Source organism: Mycobacterium sp. WMMD1722, assembly GCF_049315205.1.
GTDB lineage: Bacteria > Actinomycetota > Actinomycetes > Mycobacteriales > Mycobacteriaceae > Mycobacterium.
Window position 1 is genome coordinate 1,477,743 of record NZ_CP186056.1, and the last position, 25,797, is coordinate 1,503,539.

The window sequence follows — 25,797 nt, forward strand, 5'->3', positions numbered from 1 at the left end:
CTGGCGTCATGGCCAAGCCCACCGTCCTGATCAGCGGCGCCGGAATCGCCGGTCCGGCTCTGGCACTGTGGTTGAGCCGCAACGGCTTCGAGGTCGTGGTGGCCGAGATCGCCGACGGCATCCGGCCCGGCGGGCAGACCGTCGATCTGCGCGGCGCCGGCGCCGACGTGGTGGCGCGGATGGGTCTGCTCGACCAGATGAAGGGCCGCGCCCTGTTTCAGCGCGGCATCGCCTGGGTGACCGCCGACGGCCGGCGGCGCGCCGAGATGCCGGTCACCGCCTTCGACGGTAACGGTCCGGTCTCCAAGTTGGAGATCCTGCGCGGTGACATCGTCGATGTGCTCTACCAAGCGACAAGGGCCACAACAGATTACCGATTCAGCACCCGCGTCGCCGGGCTGACCGAACACGACGACGGGGTCGACGTCGAGTTCACCGACGGCACCTCGATGCGGGCCGATCTGGTGGTCGGCGCCGACGGTCCGCATTCGGCGGTGCGTCGGCTGGCGTTCGGCCCCGAACAGGATTACATCCGCCCGCTCGGGGGCTACAACGCCTGGTTCACCGCACCGGACACCGTCGGGCTGGATGGCTGGTATCTGGCGTTTCAGGCGCCCGGCGGGCTGCACGCCTCGATGCGCCCGTCGCACGATCCGGCGGTGGCCAAAGCCAGTCTGTCGTTCCGGTCCGAGCCGCTGACCTATGACCGGCACGATCCGGACGCGCAGCGCGCGCTGCTCCGCGAGCGGTTCGCCGGCGCCGGCTGGCAGTGCGACGCGCTGCTGGCCGCGGCCCAGACCGCCGACGACTTCTATTTCGACTCGTTCGCCCAGGTGCACATGCCGGGCTGGTCGACGCGGCGGGTGGCTCTGGTCGGGGATGCGGGCTATTGCGCGTCACCGCTGTCCGGGATGGGCACCAGCCTCGCACTGGTCGGCGCGTATCTGCTCGCCGGTGAGATCGGTGCCGCCGGGGACGGGCTGAGCGCCGAACGACTCGCGGCGGCGCTGGTCTCCTACACCCGGCTGATGCGGCCCTACGTCGAACGCTGCCAGCACCTGAACAACACCCTGGACCGGTACGCGCCGATGACCGAGAAGGACATCGCGAACATCGCGTGGGGCTACAAGTGGATGCAGCGCTGGCCGTTGCGCCCCATCGCCGCGCGGCTGTGGTTCACCACCGCCGATGCGATCGAGCTGCCGGACTATCCGACGGCGGTCCGCAACACCGGCGGCTCGTGGGGCCGGACGTCCAGCAGTGGGAGCACCTGACGGGCGAAGCGTTCCGCCTCGGCGGCCAGCGGCCAGCCGGACAGGATCCAGGTGTCGATGTCCAGGCGTGCCGACAGCTCGGTGATCAGCGCCGCGACGGTCTGCGGGCTGCCGATCAGATAGTTGCCCGAACCCTTGCCCGCGATGTCGAACGGCGGCTCGCCGGAGGTCCAGGTGGTCAGGCCGGCGGCCATACCCGGGGCGAACTCGAGCTGCGCACGGCCGGGGATGCGCCCGGCCCGCAGACTCTCGATGCGGCTCTGCACCTGCGGGTCCGCGCTGGACATCTCGGCCAGCGGGCCGAAGCCGAACGAGCGCAGATTGCGATCGGCCAGGCGCCTCATCTCGGCGGGGTCGGTGTGCGCGAGTTGCCACTCGAAGTGCGCCCAGGCCTGCGCGTCGGTGTCGCGGACGATCACACTGGCCAGCACACCCACCGGAATCGTCCGGCCGGCCCGCGCGGCGGCATCCCGCATGGCGCCGAAAGTGCCTGCCAGAGCGGTGGGTTCGGCCAGGAAGCTCAGATACACGTCGAGCACCTCGACCGCGTGCCGAATACCCTCGGGCGAGGCGCCGGTGCCCCACACCGGCACCCCGCCGTGCTGACGGGGTCCGGCGATCGGCGGCTTGTAGCGCGGGCCGAACCGGAAGTGTTCACCCTCGAAGGCCGCCGCGTCGTCGAGGTACAACCGGCGCACCGTCTTCCAGTACTCCTCGGATTCGGCGTAGCGGGCGGCCTTGGGCGCGAACCGGCCGTACCGCGCGAGCACCGGATCGGCGCCGTTGACCTGGTTGAAGATCAGCCGACCGCCCGAATAGTGGTCGAACACCTGGGCTTCCTCGGCCAGCAGCGCCGGCGGTTTGACCCCCGGATATTCGGGGATCATGAACCGCAGCCGCTCAGTGTCGCCGATCAGGGCGATCGTCTCGCGTGCGGTGCTCAGCGCGCCGTAGTAGCCGAGCCCGTCGAGCGCAGCGGCCAGCGACCGCAGATGCGCCAGCGACGGCGGCAGGCGGTGCTCGGGCTGCCAGGGCACCGCACCGTCGGCGCCGTTGATGTACCACATGACGCGCAGACCCGCGCCCGACGACGGTCGCTCAGCCATCGTCGCCGACGGCGCGCACCGCCTCGGCTGCCGCACGGATCTGCGGTGTCACCAGCATCACCTGGCCGAGCACCCCGTTGACGAACCCGGGCGACTCGTCGGTCGAGAGCTGTTTGGCCAATTCGACGGCCTCGTCGACGGCCACCGGCTCGGGCACATCCTCGGCGTGCAGCAGCTCCCAGACCGCGACCCGCATGATGGCCCGGTCCACCGCGGGCAGTCGGTCGAGGGTCCAGCCCTGCAGATGCGCCGCGATCAGGTCGTCGATGTGGGCACGGTGTTCGGTCACCCCGCGGGCGACCGTGACGGTGTAGGGGTTGAGCGCGGTCACGTCGGCGTCGGCGCCGACCTTCTGTCCGGCGAGCGCGTTGCGGGCGGTGGCCACCTCGGCGGGGGTCATCCCCCGCGCCTCCGCCTCGAACAGCAGGTCGACCGCGCGTTTGCGGGCCTGGTGACGGCCGCGATCGGGTTTGCGGTCAGGCATGACTAGCTGTTGACGCGGCCCAGGTAGTTGCCGTCCCGCGAGTCCACCTTCAGCTTGTCGCCGGTGTTGATGAACAGCGGCACCTGGATCTCCGCCCCGGTCTCCATGGTCGCCGGCTTGGTCCCTGCGCTGGAGCGGTCGCCCTGCAGTCCGGGTTCGGTGCTGGCCACCTCGAGCTCGACGGTGACGGGCAGCTCGAGGTACAGCGGCGTGCCGTTGTGGAAGGCGATCTGCACCGGCATGCTCTCGAGCAGGAAGTCCGCGGCGCGGCCGACCAGTGACTCCGGCAGCGGGTGCTGTTCGAAGTCTTCGGAGTCCATGAACACGAAGTCCGAGCCGTCCCGGTACAGATAGGTGGCGTCGCGGCGGTCGACGGTGGCCGTCTCCACCTTGACGCCGGCGTTGTAGGTCTTGTCGACGACCTTGCCCGACAGGACGTTCTTGAGCTTGGTGCGCACGAAGGCGGGGCCCTTGCCCGGCTTGACGTGCTGGAACTCGACGATTTGCCAGAGCTGGCCGTCGATGTTCAGGACGAGCCCATTCTTGAAGTCGGCGGTCGATGCCACGGTCGGTGTATCTCCTGTAGTCCTAGTCTGGTCCTAGTCGAGGACCACCAGCTCCTTGGGGAACCGGGTGAGCAAGTCGGGTGTGTCTGAACCTGTGCCGGTCTGGGCGCCGACGACCAGCGTGTCCTCGATACGGACACCGCCACGGTCGGGTAGGTAGACACCGGGTTCCACGGTCACCGCGGAGCCAGCAAGCAGTGTACCGGCGGCGGCGGCGTTGATTCCCGGCGCTTCGTGGATCTGCAGTCCGACGCCGTGGCCGAGTCCGTGACCGAAGTACTCGGCGTAGCCGGCGTCGGCGATCACCTGGCGCGAGGCGGCGTCCACGTCCTTGAGCGTCACCCCGGCCGCCAGTGCCTCGCGTCCGGCCCGCTGCGCATCCTCGACCAGCGCGTAGATCTCCTGCTGCCAATCCGCAGCGCGGCCGAGGACGAAGGTGCGGGTCATATCGGAGTGGTAGCCGCTCACCAGCGCACCGAAGTCGATCTTGACGAAGTCACCGTCGGCCAGCACCGCGTCGGTCGGGCGGTGGTGCGGGATCGCCGAATTCGCTCCGGCCGCCACGATGGTCTCGAAGGACGGGCCGTCGGCGCCGTGATCGAGCATCAGCGATTCCACATCGCGGCGCACCTCCTTCTCGGTACGCCCCGGCCGCAGCCCACCGCGCGCGAGCAGCTCGGTCAGCGCGGCATCGGCGGCTTCGCAGGCCAGCCGCAGCAGCGCCACTTCACCGGCGTCCTTGACCTCGCGCAGCGCCTCCACCGTGCCGGGCGCGCGCACCAGCTCGGTGGGTCCGGCGGCGTCGAGCAGCCGTCGGTGGTCGTCGACGGTCACCACATGGCTCTCGAAACCGAGCCGGTCCACGCCCGCCGCGGCGGCCCTTGCGGCCAGCTGCGGACCGCACGCCCGTTCGATGACCACCTCGGCGTCCGGGGCCTGGGCGGCAGCCTGGGTGCGATAGCGCCCGTCGGTGGCCAGCACCGGCGTGGTGTCCGACACGCGGATCAGCAACGCGGCGTTGGAGCCGGTGAACCCGGACAGGTAGCGAACGTTGACCAGGTCCGTGACCAGCATGGCGTCCAGCCCAGCGGCGAGCAGTCGGTCGCGCAACCGGTCCCTGCGCTGAGAAAGAGTCACAGCCGCTGACGCTACTCGCTACGCTGTTGCGCCATGAGTAAGTGGTTACTGCGCGGATTGGTGTTCGCGGCCCTGATGGTGATCGTCCGATTGCTGCAGGGAGCGATGATCAATGCCTGGGAGACGCGGGCCACGACGATCAGCATCACGCTGGTGGCGATCTTCGCGATCATCGCCTTCATCTGGGGTCTGGCCGACGGCCGCTCCGACGCCCGCCGCAACCCCGATCCGGATCGCCGGGCCGATCTGGCGATGACGTGGCTGCTGGCCGGGTTGTTCGCGGGCGTGGTCAGCGGTCTGGTCACCTGGCTGATCGGGCGCTTCTACAAGAACCTCTACGTCGAGACGCTGATCAGCGAGGTCACCACGTTCGCGGCGTTCACCGCGCTGCTGGTGTTCCTGCTGTCGCTCCTGGGTGTCGCGATCGGCCGCTGGCTGGTCGACCGGAAGAGCCCCGATCAGCCGCGCCAGCGGGAGGACGACGAGCGCGCCGACACCGACGTCTTCGCCGCGGTCCGCTCCGGCGGGCACGAGGACTCCTCGACCGCCGAGGACCACGAACCGCAGACCGGCCCGGTGACCACCCAGACCGGCACCGACCGGCCCGAGTCGCGCGCCTAGTCCGCGAGGTACCGCAGGGCCAGCAGATAGCCCTGCACACCGAGACCGACGATCACCCCGGTCGCCACACCGCTGAGATAGGAATGGTGGCGGAATTCCTCGCGCCGGTGCACATTCGAGATGTGCACCTCGATCAGCGGCGCACTCAACTCGGCGCAGGCGTCGCGCAGCGCGATCGAGGTGTGGGTGAGCGCGCCGGCGTTGAGGATCACCGGTTCCCGGGCGTCCGCGGCCGCGTGGATCCAGGCCAGGAGGTCGCCTTCGCTGTCGCTCTGCCTGACCACCGCGTTCATGCCGAGCCCGGCCGCCTCCTGTTCGATCAGGGTGACCAGGTCGTCATGGGTGGTGCTGCCGTAGACCGCGGGTTCGCGCTTGCCCAGCCGGCCCAGATTGGGGCCGTTGATGACCTGCACCGTCCTGGACCGGCCGGCGGTCACTGTGCCCTCCCCACCACCGAGTAGGCGGCGGCCAGCAGCGTCGGATCCGGGCCTTCGAGCCGGCCCGGTTTGGCCAGACCGTCGAGGACGACGAATCGCAGAACGCCCGAGCGGGTCTTCTTGTCGCCGGCCATGTACTCCAGCAGTTGGGGCAGCGCGTCGGCGTCGTAGCCGACCGGCAGGCCGAGGGCGGTGAGTACGCGGCGGTGGCGGTCGGCGGTCTCGTCGTCAAGACGCCCGGCCAGCCGGCCCAGTTCGGCGGCGAACACCAGGCCGACCGACACCGCCGCGCCGTGGCGCCAGCGGTAGCGTTCGCGGCGTTCGATGGCATGCGCCAGCGTGTGACCGTAATTGAGGATCTCCCGCAGAGCCGACTCCTTCTCGTCGGCCGCGACCACCTCCGCCTTGACCGCGACCGCGCGCCGGATGAGTTCGGGCAGAACATCTTTCGACGGGTCGACGGCGGCTTCGGGATCGGCCTCGATGATGTCGAGGATCTGCGGGTCGGCGATGAAGCCGGCTTTGACGACCTCGGCCATACCGGCCACGATCTCGTTGCGGGGCAACGACTCCAGGGTGGCCAGGTCGATCAGCACCGCGGCGGGCTGGTGGAAGGCGCCGACGAGGTTCTTGCCGGCGTCGGTGTTGATGCCGGTCTTCCCGCCGACCGCGGCGTCGACCATGCCGAGCAGCGTCGTCGGGATGTGCACGATGTCCACACCGCGCAGCCAGGTCGCCGCGGCGAAACCCGCGACGTCGGTGGCCGCACCCCCGCCCAGGCTCACCACGGCGTCCTTGCGGCCGAGGCCGATGCGGCCCAGCACCTCCCAGATGAAGCCCAGCACCGGCAGTTCCTTACCGGCCTCGGCGTCGGGGATCTCGATGCGATGGGCGTCGATCCCGTTATCGGCCAGATGGTGCCGGATCGCCTCGGCGGTCTGGGTGAGGGTCGGCTGATGCAGTACGGCGACCTTGTGCCTGCCGGCGAGCTGGTGACCCAGCTCGGTGAGCAGACCGGTGCCGATGATCACCGGATAGGGGGGGTCGACGAGCACGTCGACGGTGACCGGTTCGGTCATGCGTGTCTTCCGGGTTTGCGCGCGGCCATGACCGCGGGGGTGGGCGGGGTGTCCGGCGACCGGGCCGACCGGGCCGTCGACGGTGCCGGGGCGTCGGCGGGAGAGCTCGCGGCCGGGTCCCGGCGCCACGGCGGACGACGCCGGCGACGCGGCCGGTTGACTCCGGTGCCGACCGAGTCGGCGGCACCGGGTGCCGGTTGCAGCCGGTGCATGATGTGGCGCACCACCGCGCCCGGATTGCGCCGGTTGGTGTTGACGCGCACGGTGGCCACCCGGCGGTAGAGCGGGGTGCGCTCGGCCATCAGCGCACGGTATTTCTCGGCGCGATCGCCCCCGGCCAGCAGCGGCCGCACCGTGCTGCCGCCGGTGCGGCGGATCCCCTCGGCGGCGCTGATCTCCAGGTAGACCACCGTGTGGCCGGCCAGCGCGTCCCGGACCCCGGCAGAGGTCACCGCGCCGCCGCCCAGCGAGAGCACGCCGTCGTGGGTCTGCAGGGCGTCGCGGATCACCTCTTCCTCGATCCGGCGGAATTCCTTCTCACCGTCCTCAGCGAAGATCTCGGCAATGCTGCGCCCGGTGGTCTGCTCGATCGCCACGTCGGTGTCGAGCAGCGCGACGCCCATCGCCTTGGCCAGGCGCCGGCCGATGGTGGACTTGCCCGATCCGGGCAGCCCCACCAGCACGGCCGTGGGCGCCATCAGCCCAGCGCCGTCTCTGCGGGGTCGGCGTGGAATTCGCGTTGGGCGACCGCCTGGAGATAGGTCTGCACATTCGCGCGGGTCTCGCCCAGCGAGTCGCCGCCGAACTTCAGCAGCACGGCGCGGGCCAGCACCAGCGCGACCATGGTCTCGACGACGACACCGGCGGCGGGCACGGCGCACACGTCGGAGCGCTGGTGGATCGCCACGGCTTGCTCACCGGTGGCCATGTCCACGGTGGCCAGTGCGCGCGGGACGGTGGAGATCGGCTTCATCGCGGCGCGCACCCGCACCGGCTGGCCGTTGGTCATACCGCCTTCCAGACCACCTGCGCGGTTGGTGGACCGAATGATGCCGTCGACGCCCGGGTAGATCTCGTCGTGGGCGACGCTGCCGCGTCGGCGCGCCGTGGCGAACCCGTCGCCGATCTCGACGCCCTTGATGGCCTGGATTCCCATGACCGCGCCGGCCAGCTGGCTGTCGAGGCGGTTGTCGCCGCTGGTGAACGATCCGAGTCCGACGGGCAGTCCGTGCACCACCACCTCGACGACACCGCCCAGGGTGTCGCCGTCGCGCTTGGCGGCCTCGATCTCGGCGATCATCAGCTCTTCGGCTTTCTCGTCGAACGCGCGCACCGGGCTGTCGTCGACGGCCGCCAGGTCGGCGGGCTCGGGCGGCGGCCCCTCATAGGGCTGCGAGGCGCCGATGGAGATCACGTGGGAGACCACCTCGACACCGAGGGCCTGGCGCAGGAAGTTGCGCGCGACGGTGCCGGCGGCGACGCGGGCGGCCGTCTCGCGGGCGCTGGCGCGTTCGAGCACCGGGCGGGCGTCGTCGAAGCCGTACTTCAGCATTCCGGCGTAGTCGGCGTGGCCGGGCCGCGGCCGGGTCAGCGGTGCGTTGCGGGCCGCGCTGTCGGCGAGTTCCTGCTCGTCGACCGGATCGGGCGCCATCACGGTCTCCCATTTGGGCCACTCGGTGTTGCCGATCTCGATGGCGATCGGGCCGCCGAGCGTGCGGCCGTGCCGCACCCCGGCCAGCATGGTCACCTGGTCCTGCTCGAATTTCATCCGCGCGCCGCGGCCGTATCCGAGCCGGCGGCGCTGCAGCTGTGTGGAGATGTCGGCCGACGTCAGGGACACATCGGCGACCATGCCCTCGAGCATGGCCACCAGGGCCCGGCCATGGGATTCACCGGCAGTAGTCCAACGCAACACGCGTCCCATCTTCCCACGGCGCGCTGTTCACACCGAATTCGCGGAACATCGGACGCGCCGCCTCACGTTGTGGGTGCCATGAAGGCGATCAGCTATACCCGCACCGGCGACAGCTCTGTCCTGCGACTCGGCGAGCGTGCGGTGCCCGACCCGGGCGCCGGACAGGTGCGGGTGCGGGTGGTGCTGTCCGGGGTGAACCCCACCGACTGGAAGCACCGCGCCGGCACCGCGCCCGGCCAGGAGCTCGAATTCCCCGAGGTGGTCCCCCACCACGACGGCGCAGGGCTGGTCGACGCCGTCGGCGCGGGCGTCGAGGGCGTGTCCGTGGGCGATCGGGTCTGGGTGTTCATGGCTCAGCACAACGATCCGGAAGGGACGGCGCAGGAGTACGTCGTGCTGCCCGCGCAACGCGTCGTACCGCTGCCCGACGACGTCTCCTTCGAGGTCGGGGCGAGCCTCGGGGTGCCGGCGATCACCGCACACCGCGCGCTGACGGTGGCCGAGGGCTGGCCGTCGCGGCTGGCGCCGGGCGCCCTGCAGGGTGCCACGGTGCTGGTGGCCGGGGGCGCCGGGGCGGTGGGCCATGCCGCCATCCAGCTGGCCCGGTGGGCCGGCGCCCGCGTCGTCACGACGGTGAGCAGTCCGGAGAAGGCGGCGCTGGCCTCCGCGGCGGGCGCCCACCACGTCGTCGACTATCGGGCCGAGGACGCCGCGGCGGCCATACGCGCCGTCGCCCCCGACGGGGTCGACATCGTGGTGGAGGTGGCGCCGGCGCAGAACGCCGCATTGGACGCGGCCGTCGTGAAGAACCGGGCGACGATCGCCATCTACGCCAACAACGGCGGCACCGGCGTCGAGCTCGACATCGTCTCCAACATGTGGCTCAACGCCCGCTACCAGTTCCTGGTCCTCTACACCGTTGGCGACGACGTCCTCGCCGCCGCGGGTGCCGATGTGGCCGCCGCGGTCCGCGACGGCGCCATGGCGGTCGGCGACGACGCCGGGCTGCCCGTGCACTATTTTGCGCTCGAAGAGACGGCGGCCGCCCACGACGCGGTCGAGAGCGGGGTGACGGGCAAGGTGCTGATCCGGGTGAGCGAGTGACCTGCGACGACGAGCTGCAGGCCGAACAGGCCTACCTCGATCGGCTCTACGCGCGCCTCGACGCCGACCGGGCCCGGTTGAACGACCGGTACAGCGCCGCCCTGCGCAGTCCCGTCGACCGGGGGGACGGCGGCACGCTGTTCCAGCGCGACGCCGAGGTGCGCGCCGTGGCCAAACAACGGCAACGCCTCGACGTTCCGGACCAGGGTTTGTGCTTCGGCCGGCTGGACACCGAGTCGGGTGAGCGGCGCTACATCGGGCGCATCGGCATCCTCGACGAGGACGTCGAGGCGGATTCGTTGCTGCTGGACTGGCGGGCGCCGGCGGCCCGCGCGTTCTACGTCGCGACCGGCGCCCACCCCGAGGGGATGCGCCGGCGCCGGCAATTCCATACCCGGGGCCGCCGCCTGATCGACGTCACCGACGAGGTCTTCGGCCGGCCCACCGTCGAGGACGGCAGCCGCGATGCCGATGCGGCGCTGTTGGCGGCGGTCAGCGCGCCGCGCGGCGACGGGATGCGCGACATCGTCGCGACCATCCAGGCCGAGCAGGACCAGATCATCCGGCTCGACCACCCGGGCGTGCTGGTGATCGAGGGCGGTCCGGGCACCGGCAAGACGGTGGTGGCACTGCACCGCGTCGCCTATCTGCTCTATACGCACCGCACCCGGTTCGAGCGCAGCGGTGTCCTCGTGGTGGGTCCCAACCACACCTTCCTCGACCACATCGGACGGGTGCTGCCGTCCCTGGGTGAATCCGAGGCGGTGTTCTCGACTCCCGGTGACCTGTGGCCCGGTGTGCGCACCGACGCCGAGGACGAACCGGACGTCGCCCGGCTGAAGGGAGCGCTGACGATCCTTCCGGTTCTGGCCGCGGCCATCGCCGACCGGCAGCGCCTGCCCACCGAACCCCTCCCGGTGTCGCTGTCGGACGTGACGCTGCGCATCGACGCCGCAACCGCCGAGTGGGCCCGGCAGGAGGCACGCGATCTCGGGTTGCCGCACAACGACTCTCGGGCGAAGTTCCGGGAGATCATCACCTATGTGCTGACCGAGCGGGCGGTGTCGCGGGTGGCGCGCGGGTGGCTGGACCGCGAGGACGTCAACGCGCTGGCCGATCTGCGCAGCGACATCACCGAGGAGCTGGCCGACCACGAACAGCTCAGCGCCGCGATCGACGAGCTCTGGCCCATCCTGACGCCGACCTCCCTGCTCGCCTCGTTGTACAGCTCGGCAGAGCGGTTGCGGGCCGCCGGCGCCGACCCCGCGCTCTACCGCGCCGACGGCGACGCCTGGACCGTTTCCGATGTCCCGCTGCTCGACGAGCTGGTCGATCTGCTCGGCCGGGACCGGGCCGCCGAGGAGGCCGCCGAACGGGAACGCCGCGAAGAGCAGGCGTACGCCGCCGGGGTGCTCGACCTGATGGTCGACCGCGAGGACCTGATGGACGACGAGGATCTGCTGCTGGCGCGTGATGTGATCGACGCCGAGGAGCTGGCCGAGCGGATGGCCGAACGCGACACCCGCGACGTGGCCGAACGCGCCGCCGCCGACCGCGACTGGACCTACGGGCACATCGTGGTCGACGAGGCGCAGGAACTGTCGGAGATGGACTGGCGGGTGTTGATGCGGCGCTGCCCGAGCCGGTCGTTCACGATCGTCGGCGACCTCGCCCAGCGCCGGTCCGCGGCCGGCGCGACATCCTGGGACGCGATGCTGGCGCCCTACGTCCCCGGCCGCTGGCGGTACCGGGCGCTGACGGTCAACTACCGCACACCGGCGGAGATCATGGCCGTCGCAGCGGCCGTCCTCGCCGAGGTCGCACCCGGGGTGCAGCCGCCGGAGTCGGTGCGGTCCTGCGGCACGCGGCCCTGGGCCAAACAGGTCTCCGAAGCCGAATTGGGCTCGGCGATCGAGCAATTCGTGCGCGCCGAGGCCACCCGCGAGGGCACCAGCGTGGTGATCGGACCGCCCGGCCTGCCCGGGGTGGTCGCGCCGTCGGAGACCAAGGGCCTGGAATTCGACGCGGTGTTGGTGGTGGCGCCGGAGAAGATCCTCGCCGACGGCCCCCGCGGGGCGGCCGAGTTGTACGTCGCGCTCACCCGGGCCACCCAACGGCTCGGGGTTCTGCACGTCGACCCGCTGCCGCCGGCCCTGGCCGGGCTCACACCAGGGTGAGGCCCACCGCGACCGCACTGGCCAGGCACATCGACGGCCCGTGCGCCAGCGTGCACCGGGCGCGTGCCGCCACCGCGACCAGGCCGCACACCGCGGTCAGCAGCGGGGCGGCGAGGGCTGCCAGGAGCCAGACGTCCGGGCCGAACGCACCGGTCAGCGCACCGGTGCCCAGGGCGAGTTTGACGTCGCCTGCCCCCAGCGCCGCCGGGGCCGCCAGGTGGACCGTCGCGTACGCCGCGAACAGGACCCCCGCCCCGGCCAGCGCCGGTCCACCGTGCCCCGCCGCCACGGCTCCGGACAGGATCACCACCGCCCCCGGCAGCGTCAACCAGTTCGGCAGCCTGCGGTGCCGGATGTCGTATCCGCTCAGCGCCGTACACCACACCAGCACCGCCGCCCCGGCGACCATCTCCCCCACACCGAAACGCTAAGCCCCGTCGAGTGCCGCCTTCATCGCCTCTTTGGGCGCCGGGCACCCGGTGAACAGCTCCACCTGGGCGTACGCCTGGTTCAGCAACATCTGCAATCCGCTGACCACCCGGCCGCCCGCCGCCGACACCGCGTCCGCGAGCGGGGTCGGCCACGGGTCGTAGATCGCATCGAGCAGCAGCGGGGTGGCGGCCAGCGCTTCGAGGTGGCCGCGGGCGGCCTCGGCGGGGATGGTGCTCACCACCGCAGCGGCCTCGGCGACGACGCCGGCCAACTCCCCGCCGTCGAGGCGGCACCAGCGCCCCCGCAGCCCGACCCGGCCGGCCAGCTCGACCAGCGGCGCCGCCTTGTCCGCGCTGCGGGCGGCGATGGTCACCGCCGCCGCACCCAGGTCGGCCAACCCGACGACGGCGGCCGGCGCGGTCCCCCCGGACCCGACCACCACCGCCGCGCTGCCGGCGGGCAGGTCGCCCAGGGCGCCCCGGATGCCGTCGACGTCGGTGTTGTCGGCACGCCAGCCGGCCGGCGTGCGCACCAGCGTGTTGGCCGAGCCGACCAGTTCGGCGCGCGGTGTGCGCTCGTCGGCGAACTGCAGCGCGGCGAATTTTCCGGGCATCGTCACCGAGACCCCGACCCACTCCGGGCCGAACCCGCCGACCAGCCCGGGCAGTTGTTCGGCCGTGCACTCGATGCGGTCGTAGCTCCAACCGGTCAGGCCCAGCGCCTGGTACGCGGCCAGGTGCAGCTGTGGCGACCGCGAATGGGCGATCGGCGATCCCAGCACCGCGGCCCGGCGCGGCCGGTCAGCGTGCGCTGTCGAGGACACCGTTGCGCCGTGCCAGCTCGATGTTGGCCAGGTGCTGGTTGTAGTCCCGGGTGAACAGCGTCGTGCCCTGCAGGTCGATGGTGACGAAGTACAACCAGTCACCGGCGGCCGGCTGTTCGGCCGCGGCCAGCGCCGGCTGACTCGGCGAGCAGATCGGCGTGGCGGGCAGCCCCGGCCGGACGTAGGTGTTCCAGGGGTTGTTCACCGCGCGGTCGGCGTCGGTGGTGGCCACCTCGATGCGGTCGAGCGGATAGTTCACCGTGGAGTCGAACTCCAGTGTCCGGTTCTCGGCGAGCCGGTTGTAGATCACCCGCGCCACCTTCGCGAAGTCCTCCGGTTTGGATTCCCGCTGCACCAGCGACGCCACCGTGAGGATCTGGTAGGGCGACATGTTCATCGCCTGGGCGGTGTCGATCAGCCCGGATTGGGCGTACTGGCTGCCGCTGGCCCGCAACAGCGTCGACAGCGTGATCAGCGGCGGCGCCGACGGATCGATGTTCCATGTGCCGGGCGCGATGAGCCCCTCGATGCGGCGGTGGTCGTCGCCCATCGCGCTGACCGGCCCGACGGCCCATTCGGGCACGGCCAATTCGGCCGGTGGGGTATCGGCGGCGACCTGCTTGAGTGCGTCGACGGGCACGCATCGCTGGGCGCCGTCGAGGTCGACGCAGGTGGCCTTGGAGATCAGGGTGAAGATGCCCTCGGTGACGGCATTGGTCTTGACGTCGCGTACGTCGTCGAGCTGGCGGCCCTCGGGGATCACCAGTCGGCCGACCCGGCTCTGCGGATCGGTGAGCCGCTCGACCGCGTCGGCGGCCGGGATCTCGGTGCGGACCTTGTAGAACCCGGGCTGGATCGCCGACATGTCGGAGTTACCCGACGCGGCGTCGACGAACGCCTTGACCGTCGCCACGACATTGTGGTCGAGCAGCGTCTGTCCGATGGCGGTGGTCGAGTCGCCGTCGTGGACCTGGATCACCACGTCGCTGACCCCGGGACCGGCGAAGTCGTCGCCTCCGCCGCCGAAGATCCCATGCCACAGCCGTGACCCCAGGAACACCACACCGATGACGATGGCGATGAGTACGCCCAGCGACAGCACGCCCACCAGGCGTCGCCGCCGGCGGTTGCGCGCCGCCCGCATCCGCTCCGAGCGGGTCAGCCGCTGTCGCGGTGGTCCGACCGCCACGGGCTCTGCCCGCTCCGGAGCCCAGTCCTCAGTCACGTTCTCCCTCTCCGAAGCCCTCTTCTCGAGCTGTCAGGGCAGTGCGTCGCTGGTCCAGCCAGCTCTGCAGAATCCCCACCGCCGCAGCCTGGTCGATCACGGCGCGCTGGCCCCTGGCCCGCACGCCCGCGTCGCGCAGAGTGCGCTGCGCGGTGACCGTCGTGAGTCGTTCGTCGGCCATCCGCACCGGGATGGGAGCGATGCGCCGGGCGAGTGCCTCGGCAACGTCGATGGCGTCGTGTGCGGCCGGACCGGTGCGGTTGGCCAGGGTGCGGGGTAACCCGACGATCACCTCGACCGCCTCGTACTCGGCCACCAGTCGCGCCAACCGCCGCAGGTGCCGGTCGGCGCGGCGGTCCCGCGGGACCGTCTCCACCGGTGTGGCCAGGATCGCGTCCGGATCGCTGGTGGCGACCCCGATCCGCACCGAGCCGACGTCGATGCCGAGCCGCCGCCCGCGCCCCGGATCCAGGACGCCGGGACTGTCGGGCGATCGGTGCTCGGTGTCGGCCACGCCGCTAACTCCGCTCGATCTGGGCACGCAGCGCCGCCAGCGCCGCGTCGATCCCCGTTGCCCCCCTACCCGAGCCCTGCGCCAGATCGGCCTTGCCGCCCCCACGGCCGTTCACCGCTGCGCCGATCTGCGTGACCAGGTCGTCGGCGCGCAGACCGAGGTCCTGGGCGGCCGCGTTGACCGCCACCACGAACGGCACGCTGTCGTTCTCGCCTTCGGCGATGAGCGCGACGACCGCCGGATCGGCGCCCAACTTGCCGCGGATGTCGCCGACCAGGGTGCGCAGGTCACCGGCGGACATGCCGGCGGCCATCCGCTGGGCCACCACGCGCACGTTCCCGATCTTTTCGGCGCCGGCCGCGGCGTTGGCCGCCGCAGCCCGCGCGTTGGCCAGCCGCATCCGGTCGAGTTCCTTCTCGGCGGACTTGAGCCGCTCGACGAGGTTGGCCACCCGCGCGGGCACCTCCGCCGAGGGCACCTTGAGCGACGACGCCAGTCCCGCCATCAGCGCACGTTCCCGGGCGAGGTGGCGGAACGAGTCCAGGCCGACGTAGGCCTCCACCCGGCGCACCCCGGAGCCGACCGACGATTCGCCGAGGATGGTCACCGGGCCGATCTGGGCGGAGCTGCCGACGTGGGTGCCGCCACACAGTTCCAGCGAGAACGGCCCGCCGATCTCGACGACCCGGACCTCGTCGGGATAGTTCTCACCGAACAGCGCCATGGCACCCATCGCCTTGGCCTTCTCCAGTTCGGTGGTGAAGCTGTGCACCTCGAAGTTGGCTTCGACGGCCTCGTTGGTCACCTCTTCGATCTGCGAGCGCTGATCGTCGCTCAGCGCACCCTGCCAGTTGAAGTCGAAGCGCAGGTAGCCGGGGCGGTTGAGCGAGCCGGCCTGCACGGCGTTGGGACCGAGCACCTGGCGCAGCGCGGCGTGCACCATATGCGTTCCCGAGTGGCCCTGGGTGGCGCCGTGGCGCCAGCGCGGGTCCACCGCGGCCACCACGGTGTCCCCCTCCACGAATTCGCCGGACTCGACGGTCACCCGGTGCACCCACAGGGTCTTGGCGATCTTCTGCACATCGGAGACGGCCGCCTTGGCCGTACCCGATCCACCGGTCCCGGTGATCGACCCCTCGTCGGCGATCTGACCGCCGGACTCGGCGTAGAACGGGCTGCGATCGAGGACCAGTTCGATGCGGTTCTGGGCGCTCGCGGTGTCGTGGCCGACCACCGGTACCCGGCGGCCGTCGACGAAGACGCCGAGGATCTGCGCCTCGGTGGTCAGTTCGTCGAAACCGGTGAACTCGGTGGGGTGCGCATCGACCAGGTCGCGGTAGGCGGTCAGATCGGTGTGCGCCTGCTTGCGCGCCGCGGCGTCGGCCTTGGCGCGCCGGCGCTGCTCGGCCATCAGACCGCGGAAACCCTCCTCGTCGACCGACAGGTCCGCCTCGGCGGCCATCTCCAAGGTCAGCTCGAAGGGGAATCCGTAGGTGTCGTGCAGGGTGAACGCGTCGCTGCCCGACAGGCGATCGGCACCCGAGGCCTTGGTCGCCCGGGCCGCGTCCTCGAAGAGCCGGGACCCCGAGGCCAGCGTCCGGTTGAAGGCGGTCTCCTCGGCGACGGCGATGCGCTGGATGCGATCGAAGTCGGTGGCCAGTTCCGGATACGACGGGCTCATCGCATCGCGCACGGTGACCATCAGATCCGCCATGATCGGCTGGTCGACGCCGAGCAGTTTGGCCGCGCGGATGATGCGGCGCAGCAGCCGGCGCAGCACGTAGCCGCGGCCCTCGTTACCCGGGCTGACCCCGTCGCCGATGATGATCGCCGCGGTGCGGCTGTGGTCGGCGATGATGCGGTAGCGGACGTCGTCCTCATGGTTGCCCTGGCCGTACCCGCGCGGGGCCGGCCCCGCGACGAGGTCGATGACCGGGCGCAACAGATCGGTCTCATAGACGTTGTCGACACCCTGCAGCAGGCACGCCACCCGCTCGATGCCCATCCCGGTGTCGATGTTCTGCCGCGGCAGCGGGCCGAGGATCTCGAAGTCCTCCTTGGAGGTGCCCTCGCCGCGTTCGTTCTGCATGAAGACGAGATTCCAGATCTCGATGTAGCGGTCCTCGTTGGCCTCCGGTCCGCCCTCGACGCCGTACTCGGGGCCGCGGTCGTAATAGATCTCCGAGGAGGGACCGCACGGTCCGGGGATGCCCATCGACCAGTAGTTGTCGGCCATGCCGCGGCGCTGAATGCGCTCGAGCGGCAGCCCCGCCACCTCCTGCCAGTAGCCGATGGCCTCGTCGTCATCCAGATAGACTGTGGCCCACAGCCTTTCGGGATCGAACCCGTAGCCGCCCCGGTCCTGCGGGTTGGTCAGCAGCGTCCAGGCGAATTCGATGGCGCCCTTCTTGAAGTAGTCGCCGAAGCTGAAATTGCCGGCCATCTGGAAGAAGGTGTTGTGCCGGGTGGTGATGCCGACCTCGTCGATGTCGGGGGTGCGGATGCACTTCTGCACACTGGTGGCCCGGTTCCAGGGCGGGGTGCGCTGACCGAGGAAATAGGGGACGAACTGCACCATGCCGGCGTTGACGAACAGCAGGTTCGGGTCGTCGAGGATCACCGAGGCACTGGGCACCTCGGTGTGGCCCGCCTTCACGAAGTGATCGAGGAAGCGCTTCCTGATCTCGTGTGTCTGCACGTCTGAGGTGTCCTTGTCAGCTCGGGTAATAGACCGATCTACAGTACCGGTCGCCGCACATGCGGAATCACCGCGACGACTGGCGCGCATCAGTCGTTCATCCGCCGACGAAGCTCAGTCGCACCGAACGCCGCGGGTTGTCCCGGTTGAGATCGACCAGCACCACGCTCTGCCAGGTGCCCAGCAGCGGCTCTCCGTCGGCGACCGGCAGCGTCACCGACGGGGAGATCAGCGCCGGCATCACATGGTCGGCGCCGTGTCCCGGCGAGCCGTGACTGTGCCGGTAGCGGTCGTCGCGGGGCAGTAATCGCTCCAGGGTGTCGAGCAGATCGTCGTCGGAGCCCGCGCCGGTCTCGATGATCGCGACACCGGCGGTCGCGTGCGGGACGAAGACGTTGCACAGACCGTCGCGCCGCCCCGCGCAGAACTCTCGCACCGCATCGGTCAGGTCCACCAGGCGCCGCGTCGAGGTGTCGACGTCGAGCAGATCGGTCTCCATGGGTTCAGCGTACGAAAGCGGCCGCCCGACATTCGGGTGCCGCCGTTTATCCGCTGCGTACGCAGGGTATTTCCGGTCGCAGCCAGCAACGGCGACCCCGCGTCAACCATGGAGGAACAATGACCATCACCGGCCTCATCACCGCAATCCTGATCGGTATCGTCGTCGGCGCGCTCGGCCGGCTGGTGGTACCCGGCAAGCAGCCGATCGGCATGTTGGTCACCATCCTCGTGGGCATCGTGTCGGCGCTGATCGGCACCGCCGTGGCGCGCGCCATCGGCATTCCGACGGCGACCGCCGGCATCGACTGGATGGAACTGCTCGTCCAGGTCATCGTCGCGGCCCTGGGTGTGGCGCTGGTCTCGGCGCTGATGCGCGGACGTCGCCGCAGCGGTGTCATCGGCGGACGCCGCCGCAGCGGCCTGCTGCGCTGACCTTCCCCGATCGACGGCCCCGGTGGGTACGGCCCGCCGGGGCCGTCGCCGTTGGACGCGCGGATGAGTAAGGGTAGCCTCGCCTGACCTGCCGCGGTACTGTGCTCGCGATGAACTCCCTGGCAGCCGCGCTCACCACGGCAATGACCACCTCGTCGAGGGATCTGGTGCTGCTCGACCGCGCCGGCGACTGGCATCGCCACCCCTGGTCCGAGGTGCTCGCCCGCGCGCAGAATGTGGCCGAGCGGATCGCCGACGTCGACGCTGCCGCCGTCGGCGTGGTCGGTGAGCCGACCGTCGAGATGATCGCGAGCATCCTGGGTTCCGTCCTCGCCGGGCGCGGCGTCGCCGTCCTGCCCGGTCCGATCCGCGGGGCGTCGACCGGGCAGTGGGCGCAGACGACCATGGCGCGCTTCACCGCGGCCGGCGCCGAGGCCGTGCTGAGCACCGGCGAGTATCTCGATCAGCTCACCGGCGCCGCGCCCGCGGTGCGGATCGGCGAGCTCACCGACTGGGCCCGGCCCGGACGGTCCGCGGCGTTCACCGCGCCGCCGCCGCGCAGCGACGTGGCGATCCTGCAGGGCACCGCGGGCTCGACCGGAACACCACGGACCGTGCTGATGTCGTCCGACGCCGTCCTGGCGAATCTGCGCGGGCTCAATGCCCGCACCGGTTCCGGTGCCGGGGACGTGGGATGTTCGTGGCTGCCGCTCTACCACGACATGGGTCTGAGTTTCCTGCTGTCGGCGGCCATCGTCGGCGGCGAGATCTGGCAGGCGCCCACCTCGGCGTTCCAGGCCTCCCCGTTCCGCTGGCTGCACTGGCTCTCGCAGAGCCGCGCGACGTTCACCGCGGCGCCGAACATGGCCTTCGGGATGATCGGTAAATACGCCCGCCGTGTCAGCGACGTCGATCTGTCCGCTGTGCGCTTCGCCCTCAACGGCGGCGAGCCGGTGGATTGCGAGCTGACCGGTCGCTTCGCCACCGAGATGGCCCGCTTCGGTTTCTCCGCCGGCGCGCTGTCGCCCTCCTACGGGCTGGCCGAATCGACCTGTGCGGTCACGGTTCCCGTACCGGGCACCGGGTTGGTGGTCGACGAGACCACGGTGCGCTCCGATACCGGGTCCGTGGTGCGCAGACACGCGGTGCTCGGGCAGCCGATCGACGGGATGCAGATTCGTATCGTTGCCGACGACACCTCGGCGGTGACGGACCGCGAGGCCGGCGAGATCGAGATCCGCGGCACCTCGATGATGTCGGGCTACCGCGACGGCCCGGCGCTGGCTCCCGGTGCATGGTTCGCCACCGGCGACGTCGGCTATCTGGTCGACGGCGCCCTGGTGGTGTGCGGGCGGGCCAAGGACATCATCACCGTCGCCGGACGCAACGTGTTCCCCGCCGAGGTCGAACAGGTCGCCGCACAGGTCGCCGGTGTCCGCGAGGGTGCCGTGGTGGCGGTGGGCACCGGCGAGGGGTCCATCCGCCCCGGGCTGGTCATCGCCGCGGAATTCCGCGGTCGCGACGAGGACGGGGCCCGCAGTGCGCTGCTGCAGCGCGTCGCCTCGCAGTGCGGGGTGGTGCCTGCCGATGTCGTGTTCGTCAGACCGGGATCACTGCCCCGCACGTCGTCGGGCAAGTTGCGCCGCTTCGAGGTCCGGCGCAGCCTCGAATCCGGCCGGCTCGGCTAGCACCCGGCTGTCGCCGAAAGCCTAGTGACCCAGCGCGTTGACCACGCGGTCGAACACCCGGGGCAGCGCGGCCGCGGCCGGGGTGATCCGCGACCGCACCGGCGCGACGCCGCTGGCGTGCAGCAGCGCGACGGTGAGCAACCGGTAGCGCCGCGTCAGTTGCCGCCACCGCCGGTCGTAATCGGCGGTGCGTCCGGTCACCACGCATTCGACGAGCAGTTCGGCCGCCCCGAACGCCAGCCCGAGACCCTCGCCGGTCAACGCGTCGACGTAGCCGGCCGCGTCACCGACGAGCAGCACCCGGCCCGCGGTGCGGTGCCGCACCCGCTGGCGCAGCGGGCCGGCCGCCCGATCGGGGCCGTGCGGCAGCCCGTCGGTCCGTTCGGCCAGGGCCGGGAAATGCCGCAGGCCCTCGGCGAAGCCGCCGCGACTGGACTTGAGGATCGCCACGCCCACGCAATCGTCGGCCACCGGTGTCACATAGGCCTCGGCATCGGGCGACCAGTGCACCTCGACGCGGTCCGACCACGGCTCGATACCGACGTGCCGGCGGATTCCCCAGCGCCGCCGGTCCCCCGCAGGCTGCGACAGACCCAGCGACATGCGGATCGGCGAGTGCAATCCGTCGGCGGCGGCGAGATAGCGCGCGCGGATCCCCGCGGCGCGCACCGAGGTGTCGTCCTGCACGATGTCGCCGACCTCGCCGATCTCGACGCGCACGCCGGCGGCGCGGGCCGCCTCGCTCAGCGCGTCGTGCAGGACGGTGCGTCGCACCCCGCGGCCGGCCCCGGACCGGAACCGGGCATCGGCCCGGTGCGTACCGTCCAGATAGGTGATGCCGTGGAAATCCCGTCCCTTGGTGATCGCCCCGATCCGCTCGAGCGCCTGGATCGAATGCGGCATCAACCCCTCGCCGCACGCCTTGTCGATGGTGCCCCGGCGGCGCTCCACGACGACCACCTCGAGCCCGGCCCGGGCGGCGTGCGTCGCTGTGGCCAGGCCCGCGGGCCCGCCCCCGGCGACGAGCAGGTCGATCACTCCAGCCTCGCCAAGGCGGTGTTCTCCACCGAGATCCGGGTCCGCAGCAGTACCGCGTTGAGTACCGAGAAGACGGTGGCGGTCAGCCAGGCCCCGCCGGCCAGCGGCAGCGCCACGCCCTCGAGGACCACCGCCACGTAGTTGGGATGCGGCATCAATCGATAGGGTCCCCGGGCGACGCGGGCCGCACCGGGGATGACCACCACCCGGGTGTTCCACTGCCGTCCCAGCGTCGTGATGCACCACCACCGCAGGGCCTGGGCGAGCACGGCGACCGTCAGCGCGGCAGCCGTGACCCGCCGCGACGGGTGCCGGCGCCGGGCCTCGGCGAGGCAGCCGGCCAGCAGACCGGTGTGCAGCACCACCATGACCGGATAATGACCGGCGCCGAACTCGGTTCCGCCGCGGGACCGGCTCCACGCCAGGTTTCGTTGCGAGACAACCAATTCGGCGACTCGCTCCACGGCGACGGCGCCGATGAGCAGGGGGTAGTTCGAGCGGCGCGTCATTGCCACCGCATCAGGACGAATTCGGAACAGAAGCCCGGACCCATGGCCATGAGCAGTCCCGGGCTGCCGGCCGGCGGCTTCTTGCGGATGGTGTCACGCAACACGTGCAACACCGACGACGACGACAGGTTGCCGACCTCGGCCAGCGAGCGCCACGTCAGCTCGAGCGCGCCGTCGGGCAGGCCCAGCGTCGCGGTGATCGCCTCGATCACCTTCGGGCCGCCGGGATGACTGACCCATGCCCCGATGTCGGGGACGGTCAGATCGTGCGCCGCCAGGAATCCGACGACATCGTCGCCGAGATAGCGTTCGACGAATTCGGGCACCTCCGGGCTCAGCACGATCTCGAATCCGTGGGTGCCGATGTCCCAGCCCATGGTGCGCAACGAATCCGGGTACAGGTGGCTGCGGGAGTCGATGACGATCGGGCCGCCGGCCCCGATCGCCTCGGCGCGGCGCTCGCCGACCGCGACCACCGCCGAGGCGCCGTCGCCGAACAGCGCACCGGCCACCAGGGTGGCCATCGACGGTTGGTGTTTACGGGTCAGCGAGCACAGCTCGACCGAGACCAGGACCGCGACGCCGTCGGGCGCACCACGCAGGTGATCGTTGAGCCGGGCCACGCCGGCGGCCCCCGCCACGCACCCCAGCCCGAACACCGGGACGCGGCGTACGTCGGGGCGCAGACCGACCCGCGCGGCGATCCGGGCGTCCAGGCTCGGCACGGCCGCGCCGGTGACCGTGGTGGTCATGATCAGGTCGACGTCGGCGGGCGCCAACCCCGCTTCGTCGAGAGCGCCCAGCAGCGCTTCGGCGCCCAGCTCGGTGGCGTGCTCGATGAACAGCCGGTTCGACTCGCCGAAGTCGTCCAGGGTGGCGTACTGCTCGAGCGGCAGTGTGAGATAGCGGGTCTGCACCTTGGCGCTCTTGTGCAGGGCGGTGACGATCGGCTCGGCGTCCTCGTATCCGGACAGGTCGAGTAGCGCCCGGGTCACCTCGTCCTGGGTGTAGCAGTGCGGTGGGAGCACGCCGTGGACGCCGGCGATGGTGCTGGTTATCGGCATGCGACGGATCCTATTTGCGCTCATGTCATTTCGGGTGTCTACCTCGGTCACGACCGGCTCTGTTCGACGATCGGCTCGGCCGGCGCCGCCGCGGGTTCCGGCGGCGGCCCCTCCCGCAGACCGAGACGGTCGTGCAGTTTCACCAACGGGCGTGGCGCCCACCAGTTCCAGGTGCCGGCGACCCGCATGAATGCGGGCACCAGCACCATCCGCACCAGCGTCGCGTCGGTCAGCACGGCCAGCGTCAGGCCCAGACCGAACATCCGCATGAAGGACACGTTGGCGGCGATCAGCGCGGCGAACGAGATGGACATCACCAGGGCCGCCGCGGTGACGACCCGGCCGGTGTGCGCGAGACCCAGTGCGACGCTTCGGGTCACGTCAGCCCGCGTCTGCGCGGAGCCGAGCCAGAATTCGCGGATCCGCGACATCAGGAACACCTCGTAGTCCATCGACAGACCGAAGGCGATGCAGAACAGCAGCACCGGCACATTGGCGACCAGGGTTCCGGTGGGGGTGGTGCCGAAGGCGCCGAGATGGCCCTCCTGGAAGATCCACACCATCGCACCGAACGCCGCGGTCAGCGAGAGCACATTGAGGACAAGCGCTTTGAGCGGCAGCACCACACTGCCGGTGAGCAGGAACAGCAGGCAGAAGGTGCTCACCGCGATCAGCCCGAGCACCAGCGGAAGCTTCGAGGTGATGGCGTCGACGCTGTCACGGTTGCTCTGGGCCACCCCGGCCAGCTGAACCGGTGTGCCGTCGGGGACCGCGACGTCGTGGAGCCGGTCCAGTTGACGTTCGGAGGCGTCGGAGAACAACGGCACCGACGTCGACACGGTCAAAAAAGTGCTGCCGTCGCGTTCGCCGGTCGGCGCGGTCGGCGGGCCGGCGTTGCGTCCGCCGACGAAGGTGCCGACCGGCGCGGAGACCGAGATGACGTCGGGGACCCGGGACAGATCGCCCGCGTAGCGCGTCATCTCCTCGGGGGTGACGCCCCGGGAGTCGGGCAGCACCACCGAAACCGCGGTGGCGCTGTTGTCGGTGAACTCGGTACGCAGCTGATCGCCCACCTGATGGGCCGATGCGGACGCCGGGAGCACCCGGTCGTCGGGCAGTCCCCAGCGCACCCCGAGGAACGGCGCACCGGCCACCAGCAGCAGCGCGATCACGGCCAGCCCGATCGGCACGGCGCGGCGCATGACGAACGTGGTGGAGCGGTACCAGAACTGCCGCTCGACCGGTTTGGGGGTGGGGTCCGGACGGCCCAGGAGCCGACGGCCGAGTCGGCGGACGTCGAGGGCGTCGATCCGATCGCCGAGCAGGGCGATCGCGGCGGGTGTCACCACCAGGGCGGCCAGCGCCGCGAAGATCACGGTGGCGACGCCGGCGTAGGCGAACGACTTCAGGAAGTACATCGGGAACAGCACCATGGTGATCATCGGCAATGCGACCGTCGTCGCGGAGAACACCACGGTGCGCCCGGCTGTCACCATCATCCGGGTCAGCGCGGCCTCGCGGGTGGCGCCCAGGGCCAACTCGTCGCGGTAGCGGCTGACCATCAGCAGGGTGTAGTCGATGGCCAGGGCGAGACCCATGGCCATACAGAGGTTGAGCGCGAACACCGACACGTCGGTGAAGAAGGTGATCGCATGTAGCACCGCCAGCGAGCAGACGATGCCGATCAGCCCCACACCGACGGGAACAGCGGCGGCGAGCAGTCCACCGAACACCCACACCAGGACCAGGAAGCTGAACGGAATCGCGATCGACTCCATCAGCAACAGGTCTTCCTGGGTCTGTTTGGTGATCTGGTTGTTCACCATCGCGACACCGCCGGCGCGGACACTCACCCCGTCGCGCTCGAACACCTCGCCACCGATGGCGTCGGTGAGTTCCTTGGCGTTGCCCTCGGCGTGCTTCTCACCGCCGGTCACCCCGGCGACGATGAGCCCGGCCTGACCGTTCTCGCTGAGCATCCCGGCCGCGGCCGGATCTTTCACCGTCCACGCCGAGCTCACCGATGCGACGTCGGGTGAGGCCCGCAACTCGTCGACGATCTCGGTGCCCACCCGGCGGGCGGCCGGGCCGGTCGCGCCGTCGGGCGAGGTGACGGTGATGAGCAGCTGCAGGTCGCCCTGGTCGAACCGCTGCGCCAGCAGCGCCTGACCTCGCGACGACTCCGCGGCGGGGTCGGCGAACCCCCCGGCGGACAGCTTCCCGGCCACGGGGATCCCGAACACCGCCGCGGCCACCGCGGCCAGCACGGCGCAGGCGATGATGCGGCGCGGGGCGGCGATCGCCAGCGCGGCCAGGCGCGCTAACACGCCGGCCCCGGCATGGGCGGGCTCGTCCGCGCGGGAGAAGGGTTCTGCACCGCGACATCCTGCATCACCGGGCCGGTTCGCGGTGCGCTACCAGGCAATGCCCGCCGATGGGCACGTCCGCTGCGACGGCACCGCTGACGGGTCATGCGTATCCTAAGGCGTCGTTCTCTGCGCGGATCCGAACGCTGAGCAGCGCGGCGTCGGCCACGCTGAACACGATCGCGGTGACCCACGCCGAGTGCACGAGCGGCAGTGCGGCCACCTCCGCGGTAACGGCAGTGTAGTTCGGGTGGTGCATCAATCGGTAGGGTCCGCGCTGAACCAGCGACGCCCCGGGGATGACGATCAGCCGCGGATTCCAGCGCTTTCCGAGGGTGGCCACACACCACCAGCGAACCGCGGTGCTCGCCGCGACGACCGCCACCATCGGCCAGCCGAGCCACGGGATGAAGGGACGGTGCCCGCCCCACACCTCGACCACGCAGGACACCAGCAGCAGCGTGTGCAGGGCGACCATCACCGGATAGTGACCGCGGCCGAACTCCCGCCCGCCGTTGCTGATCGACCAGCGGGTGTTGCGGCGTGACACCGCCAGCTCGAACAGTCTCTCGACGCCGACCGCGAGCACGAACAGGTAGTACATGAC

General features: G+C 70.9%; 24 protein-coding genes and 1 pseudogene. 6 read left to right on the top strand and 19 right to left on the bottom strand.

Features of this window, described 5'->3' with window-relative positions; translation table 11 throughout:
- The first annotated feature begins 8 nt into the window (after positions 1-8).
- Positions 9-1,274: an FAD-dependent monooxygenase gene (locus ACN27E_RS06840; RefSeq protein ID WP_422747672.1), complete on the top strand. Its 1,266-nt coding sequence runs from the start codon at positions 9-11 to the stop codon at positions 1,272-1,274.
- Here ACN27E_RS06840 and ACN27E_RS06845 read toward each other — a convergent pair.
- From ACN27E_RS06845 to ACN27E_RS06860, 4 genes are read right to left on the bottom strand one after another with little or no spacing between them, the layout of a single operon-like run.
- A complete protein-coding gene (locus tag ACN27E_RS06845; RefSeq protein ID WP_422747673.1) occupies positions 1,208-2,380 on the bottom strand; it encodes an LLM class flavin-dependent oxidoreductase in 1,173 nt (390 codons plus the stop codon). The genes ACN27E_RS06840 and ACN27E_RS06845 overlap by 67 nt on opposite strands.
- On the bottom strand, positions 2,373-2,864 hold the full coding sequence (gene nusB / locus ACN27E_RS06850; protein ID WP_422747675.1) for a transcription antitermination factor NusB: 492 nt from the start codon (positions 2,862-2,864) through the stop codon (positions 2,373-2,375). The genes ACN27E_RS06845 and nusB overlap by 8 nt, the downstream gene beginning before the upstream one ends.
- A 2-nt stretch (positions 2,865-2,866) precedes the next feature.
- Positions 2,867-3,430: an elongation factor P gene (gene efp, locus ACN27E_RS06855; protein WP_422747677.1), complete on the bottom strand. Its 564-nt coding sequence runs from the start codon at positions 3,428-3,430 to the stop codon at positions 2,867-2,869.
- A gap of 33 nt (positions 3,431-3,463) precedes the next feature.
- Positions 3,464-4,567 (bottom strand): aminopeptidase P family protein, encoded by a 1,104-nt coding sequence (locus tag ACN27E_RS06860; protein ID WP_422747678.1) that lies wholly within the window; start codon positions 4,565-4,567, stop codon positions 3,464-3,466.
- Between the two features lie 33 nt (positions 4,568-4,600).
- Here ACN27E_RS06860 and ACN27E_RS06865 point away from each other — a divergent pair, with 33 nt between their 5' ends.
- Complete coding sequence (locus ACN27E_RS06865; protein WP_422747679.1) at positions 4,601-5,188, top strand: B-4DMT family transporter; 588 nt, start codon at positions 4,601-4,603, stop codon at positions 5,186-5,188.
- On the opposite strand, the gene aroQ is transcribed toward ACN27E_RS06865, so the two are convergent.
- The 4 genes and pseudogenes from aroQ to aroC all read right to left on the bottom strand — a co-directional run bounded on the left by aroQ (position 5,185) and on the right by aroC (position 8,619).
- The gene (gene aroQ, locus ACN27E_RS06870; protein WP_422749681.1) at positions 5,185-5,601 is read right to left on the bottom strand and encodes a type II 3-dehydroquinate dehydratase; all 417 of its coding nucleotides are present in this window, start codon (positions 5,599-5,601) and stop codon (positions 5,185-5,187) included. The genes ACN27E_RS06865 and aroQ overlap by 4 nt on opposite strands.
- 20 nt (positions 5,602-5,621) lie before the next feature.
- On the bottom strand, positions 5,622-6,704 hold the full coding sequence (gene aroB / locus ACN27E_RS06875; protein ID WP_422747681.1) for a 3-dehydroquinate synthase: 1,083 nt from the start codon (positions 6,702-6,704) through the stop codon (positions 5,622-5,624).
- Positions 6,705-6,883: 179 nt separating this feature from the next.
- Positions 6,884-7,402 (bottom strand): annotated as a pseudogene (locus ACN27E_RS06880) (shikimate kinase); the annotation flags it as partial.
- Positions 7,402-8,619, bottom strand: coding sequence for a chorismate synthase (gene aroC, locus ACN27E_RS06885; RefSeq protein WP_422747683.1), 1,218 nt, complete (start codon positions 8,617-8,619; stop codon positions 7,402-7,404). The gene aroC and the pseudogene ACN27E_RS06880, both read right to left, overlap by 1 nt.
- Before the next feature lie 78 nt (positions 8,620-8,697).
- Here aroC and ACN27E_RS06890 point away from each other — a divergent pair, with 78 nt between their 5' ends.
- Complete coding sequence (locus ACN27E_RS06890) at positions 8,698-9,723, top strand: NADPH:quinone reductase (protein WP_422747685.1); 1,026 nt, start codon at positions 8,698-8,700, stop codon at positions 9,721-9,723.
- Positions 9,720-11,900, top strand: a complete 2,181-nt coding sequence (helR, locus tag ACN27E_RS06895) for an RNA polymerase recycling motor ATPase HelR (RefSeq protein ID WP_422747687.1) — start codon at positions 9,720-9,722, stop codon at positions 11,898-11,900. The genes ACN27E_RS06890 and helR overlap by 4 nt, the downstream gene beginning before the upstream one ends.
- On the opposite strand, the gene ACN27E_RS06900 is transcribed toward helR, so the two are convergent.
- The 6 genes from ACN27E_RS06900 to ACN27E_RS06925 form a co-directional block, all read right to left on the bottom strand.
- A complete protein-coding gene (locus ACN27E_RS06900; protein WP_422749683.1) occupies positions 11,887-12,309 on the bottom strand; it encodes a prepilin peptidase in 423 nt (140 codons plus the stop codon). The two genes, helR and ACN27E_RS06900, sit on opposite strands and share 14 nt — an antisense overlap.
- Positions 12,310-12,327: 18 nt before the next feature.
- Positions 12,328-13,155, bottom strand: coding sequence for a shikimate dehydrogenase (locus ACN27E_RS06905; RefSeq protein WP_422747689.1), 828 nt, complete (start codon positions 13,153-13,155; stop codon positions 12,328-12,330).
- On the bottom strand, positions 13,133-14,380 hold the full coding sequence (locus ACN27E_RS06910) for an endolytic transglycosylase MltG (protein ID WP_422747690.1): 1,248 nt from the start codon (positions 14,378-14,380) through the stop codon (positions 13,133-13,135). Before ACN27E_RS06910 ends, ACN27E_RS06905 begins: the two co-directional genes overlap by 23 nt.
- Complete coding sequence (gene ruvX, locus ACN27E_RS06915; protein ID WP_422747692.1) at positions 14,373-14,894, bottom strand: Holliday junction resolvase RuvX; 522 nt, start codon at positions 14,892-14,894, stop codon at positions 14,373-14,375. Before ruvX ends, ACN27E_RS06910 begins: the two co-directional genes overlap by 8 nt.
- A gap of 4 nt (positions 14,895-14,898) precedes the next feature.
- Positions 14,899-17,592 (bottom strand): alanine--tRNA ligase, encoded by a 2,694-nt coding sequence (alaS, locus tag ACN27E_RS06920; protein WP_422747694.1) that lies wholly within the window; start codon positions 17,590-17,592, stop codon positions 14,899-14,901.
- Between the two features lie 97 nt (positions 17,593-17,689).
- Positions 17,690-18,079, bottom strand: a complete 390-nt coding sequence (locus ACN27E_RS06925; protein ID WP_422749684.1) for a secondary thiamine-phosphate synthase enzyme YjbQ — start codon at positions 18,077-18,079, stop codon at positions 17,690-17,692.
- 131 nt (positions 18,080-18,210) lie between these two features.
- Between ACN27E_RS06925 and ACN27E_RS06930 the strand changes: the two genes are divergently transcribed.
- Both ACN27E_RS06930 and mbtM read left to right on the top strand, forming a co-directional pair.
- Complete coding sequence (locus ACN27E_RS06930) at positions 18,211-18,525, top strand: GlsB/YeaQ/YmgE family stress response membrane protein (protein WP_422747696.1); 315 nt, start codon at positions 18,211-18,213, stop codon at positions 18,523-18,525.
- 110 nt (positions 18,526-18,635) lie between these two features.
- Entirely contained in the window at positions 18,636-20,213 is a 1,578-nt protein-coding gene (mbtM, locus tag ACN27E_RS06935) for a long-chain-fatty acid--ACP ligase MbtM (protein WP_422747697.1), read from the top strand.
- Between the two features lie 21 nt (positions 20,214-20,234).
- On the opposite strand, the gene ACN27E_RS06940 is transcribed toward mbtM, so the two are convergent.
- The 5 genes from ACN27E_RS06940 to ACN27E_RS06960 form a co-directional block, all read right to left on the bottom strand.
- On the bottom strand, positions 20,235-21,251 hold the full coding sequence (locus ACN27E_RS06940; protein ID WP_422747700.1) for an NAD(P)/FAD-dependent oxidoreductase: 1,017 nt from the start codon (positions 21,249-21,251) through the stop codon (positions 20,235-20,237).
- A complete protein-coding gene (locus ACN27E_RS06945; RefSeq protein ID WP_422747702.1) occupies positions 21,248-21,760 on the bottom strand; it encodes an isoprenylcysteine carboxyl methyltransferase family protein in 513 nt (170 codons plus the stop codon). The genes ACN27E_RS06940 and ACN27E_RS06945 overlap by 4 nt, the downstream gene beginning before the upstream one ends.
- Positions 21,757-22,824, bottom strand: a complete 1,068-nt coding sequence (locus tag ACN27E_RS06950) for a type III polyketide synthase (protein ID WP_422747704.1) — start codon at positions 22,822-22,824, stop codon at positions 21,757-21,759. The genes ACN27E_RS06945 and ACN27E_RS06950 overlap by 4 nt, the downstream gene beginning before the upstream one ends.
- Before the next feature lie 47 nt (positions 22,825-22,871).
- Positions 22,872-25,151, bottom strand: coding sequence for an MMPL family transporter (locus ACN27E_RS06955; RefSeq protein WP_422747706.1), 2,280 nt, complete (start codon positions 25,149-25,151; stop codon positions 22,872-22,874).
- 142 nt (positions 25,152-25,293) lie between these two features.
- Entirely contained in the window at positions 25,294-25,794 is a 501-nt protein-coding gene (locus tag ACN27E_RS06960; RefSeq protein ID WP_422747708.1) for an isoprenylcysteine carboxyl methyltransferase family protein, read from the bottom strand.
- Between the last annotated feature and the right edge of the window lie 3 nt (positions 25,795-25,797).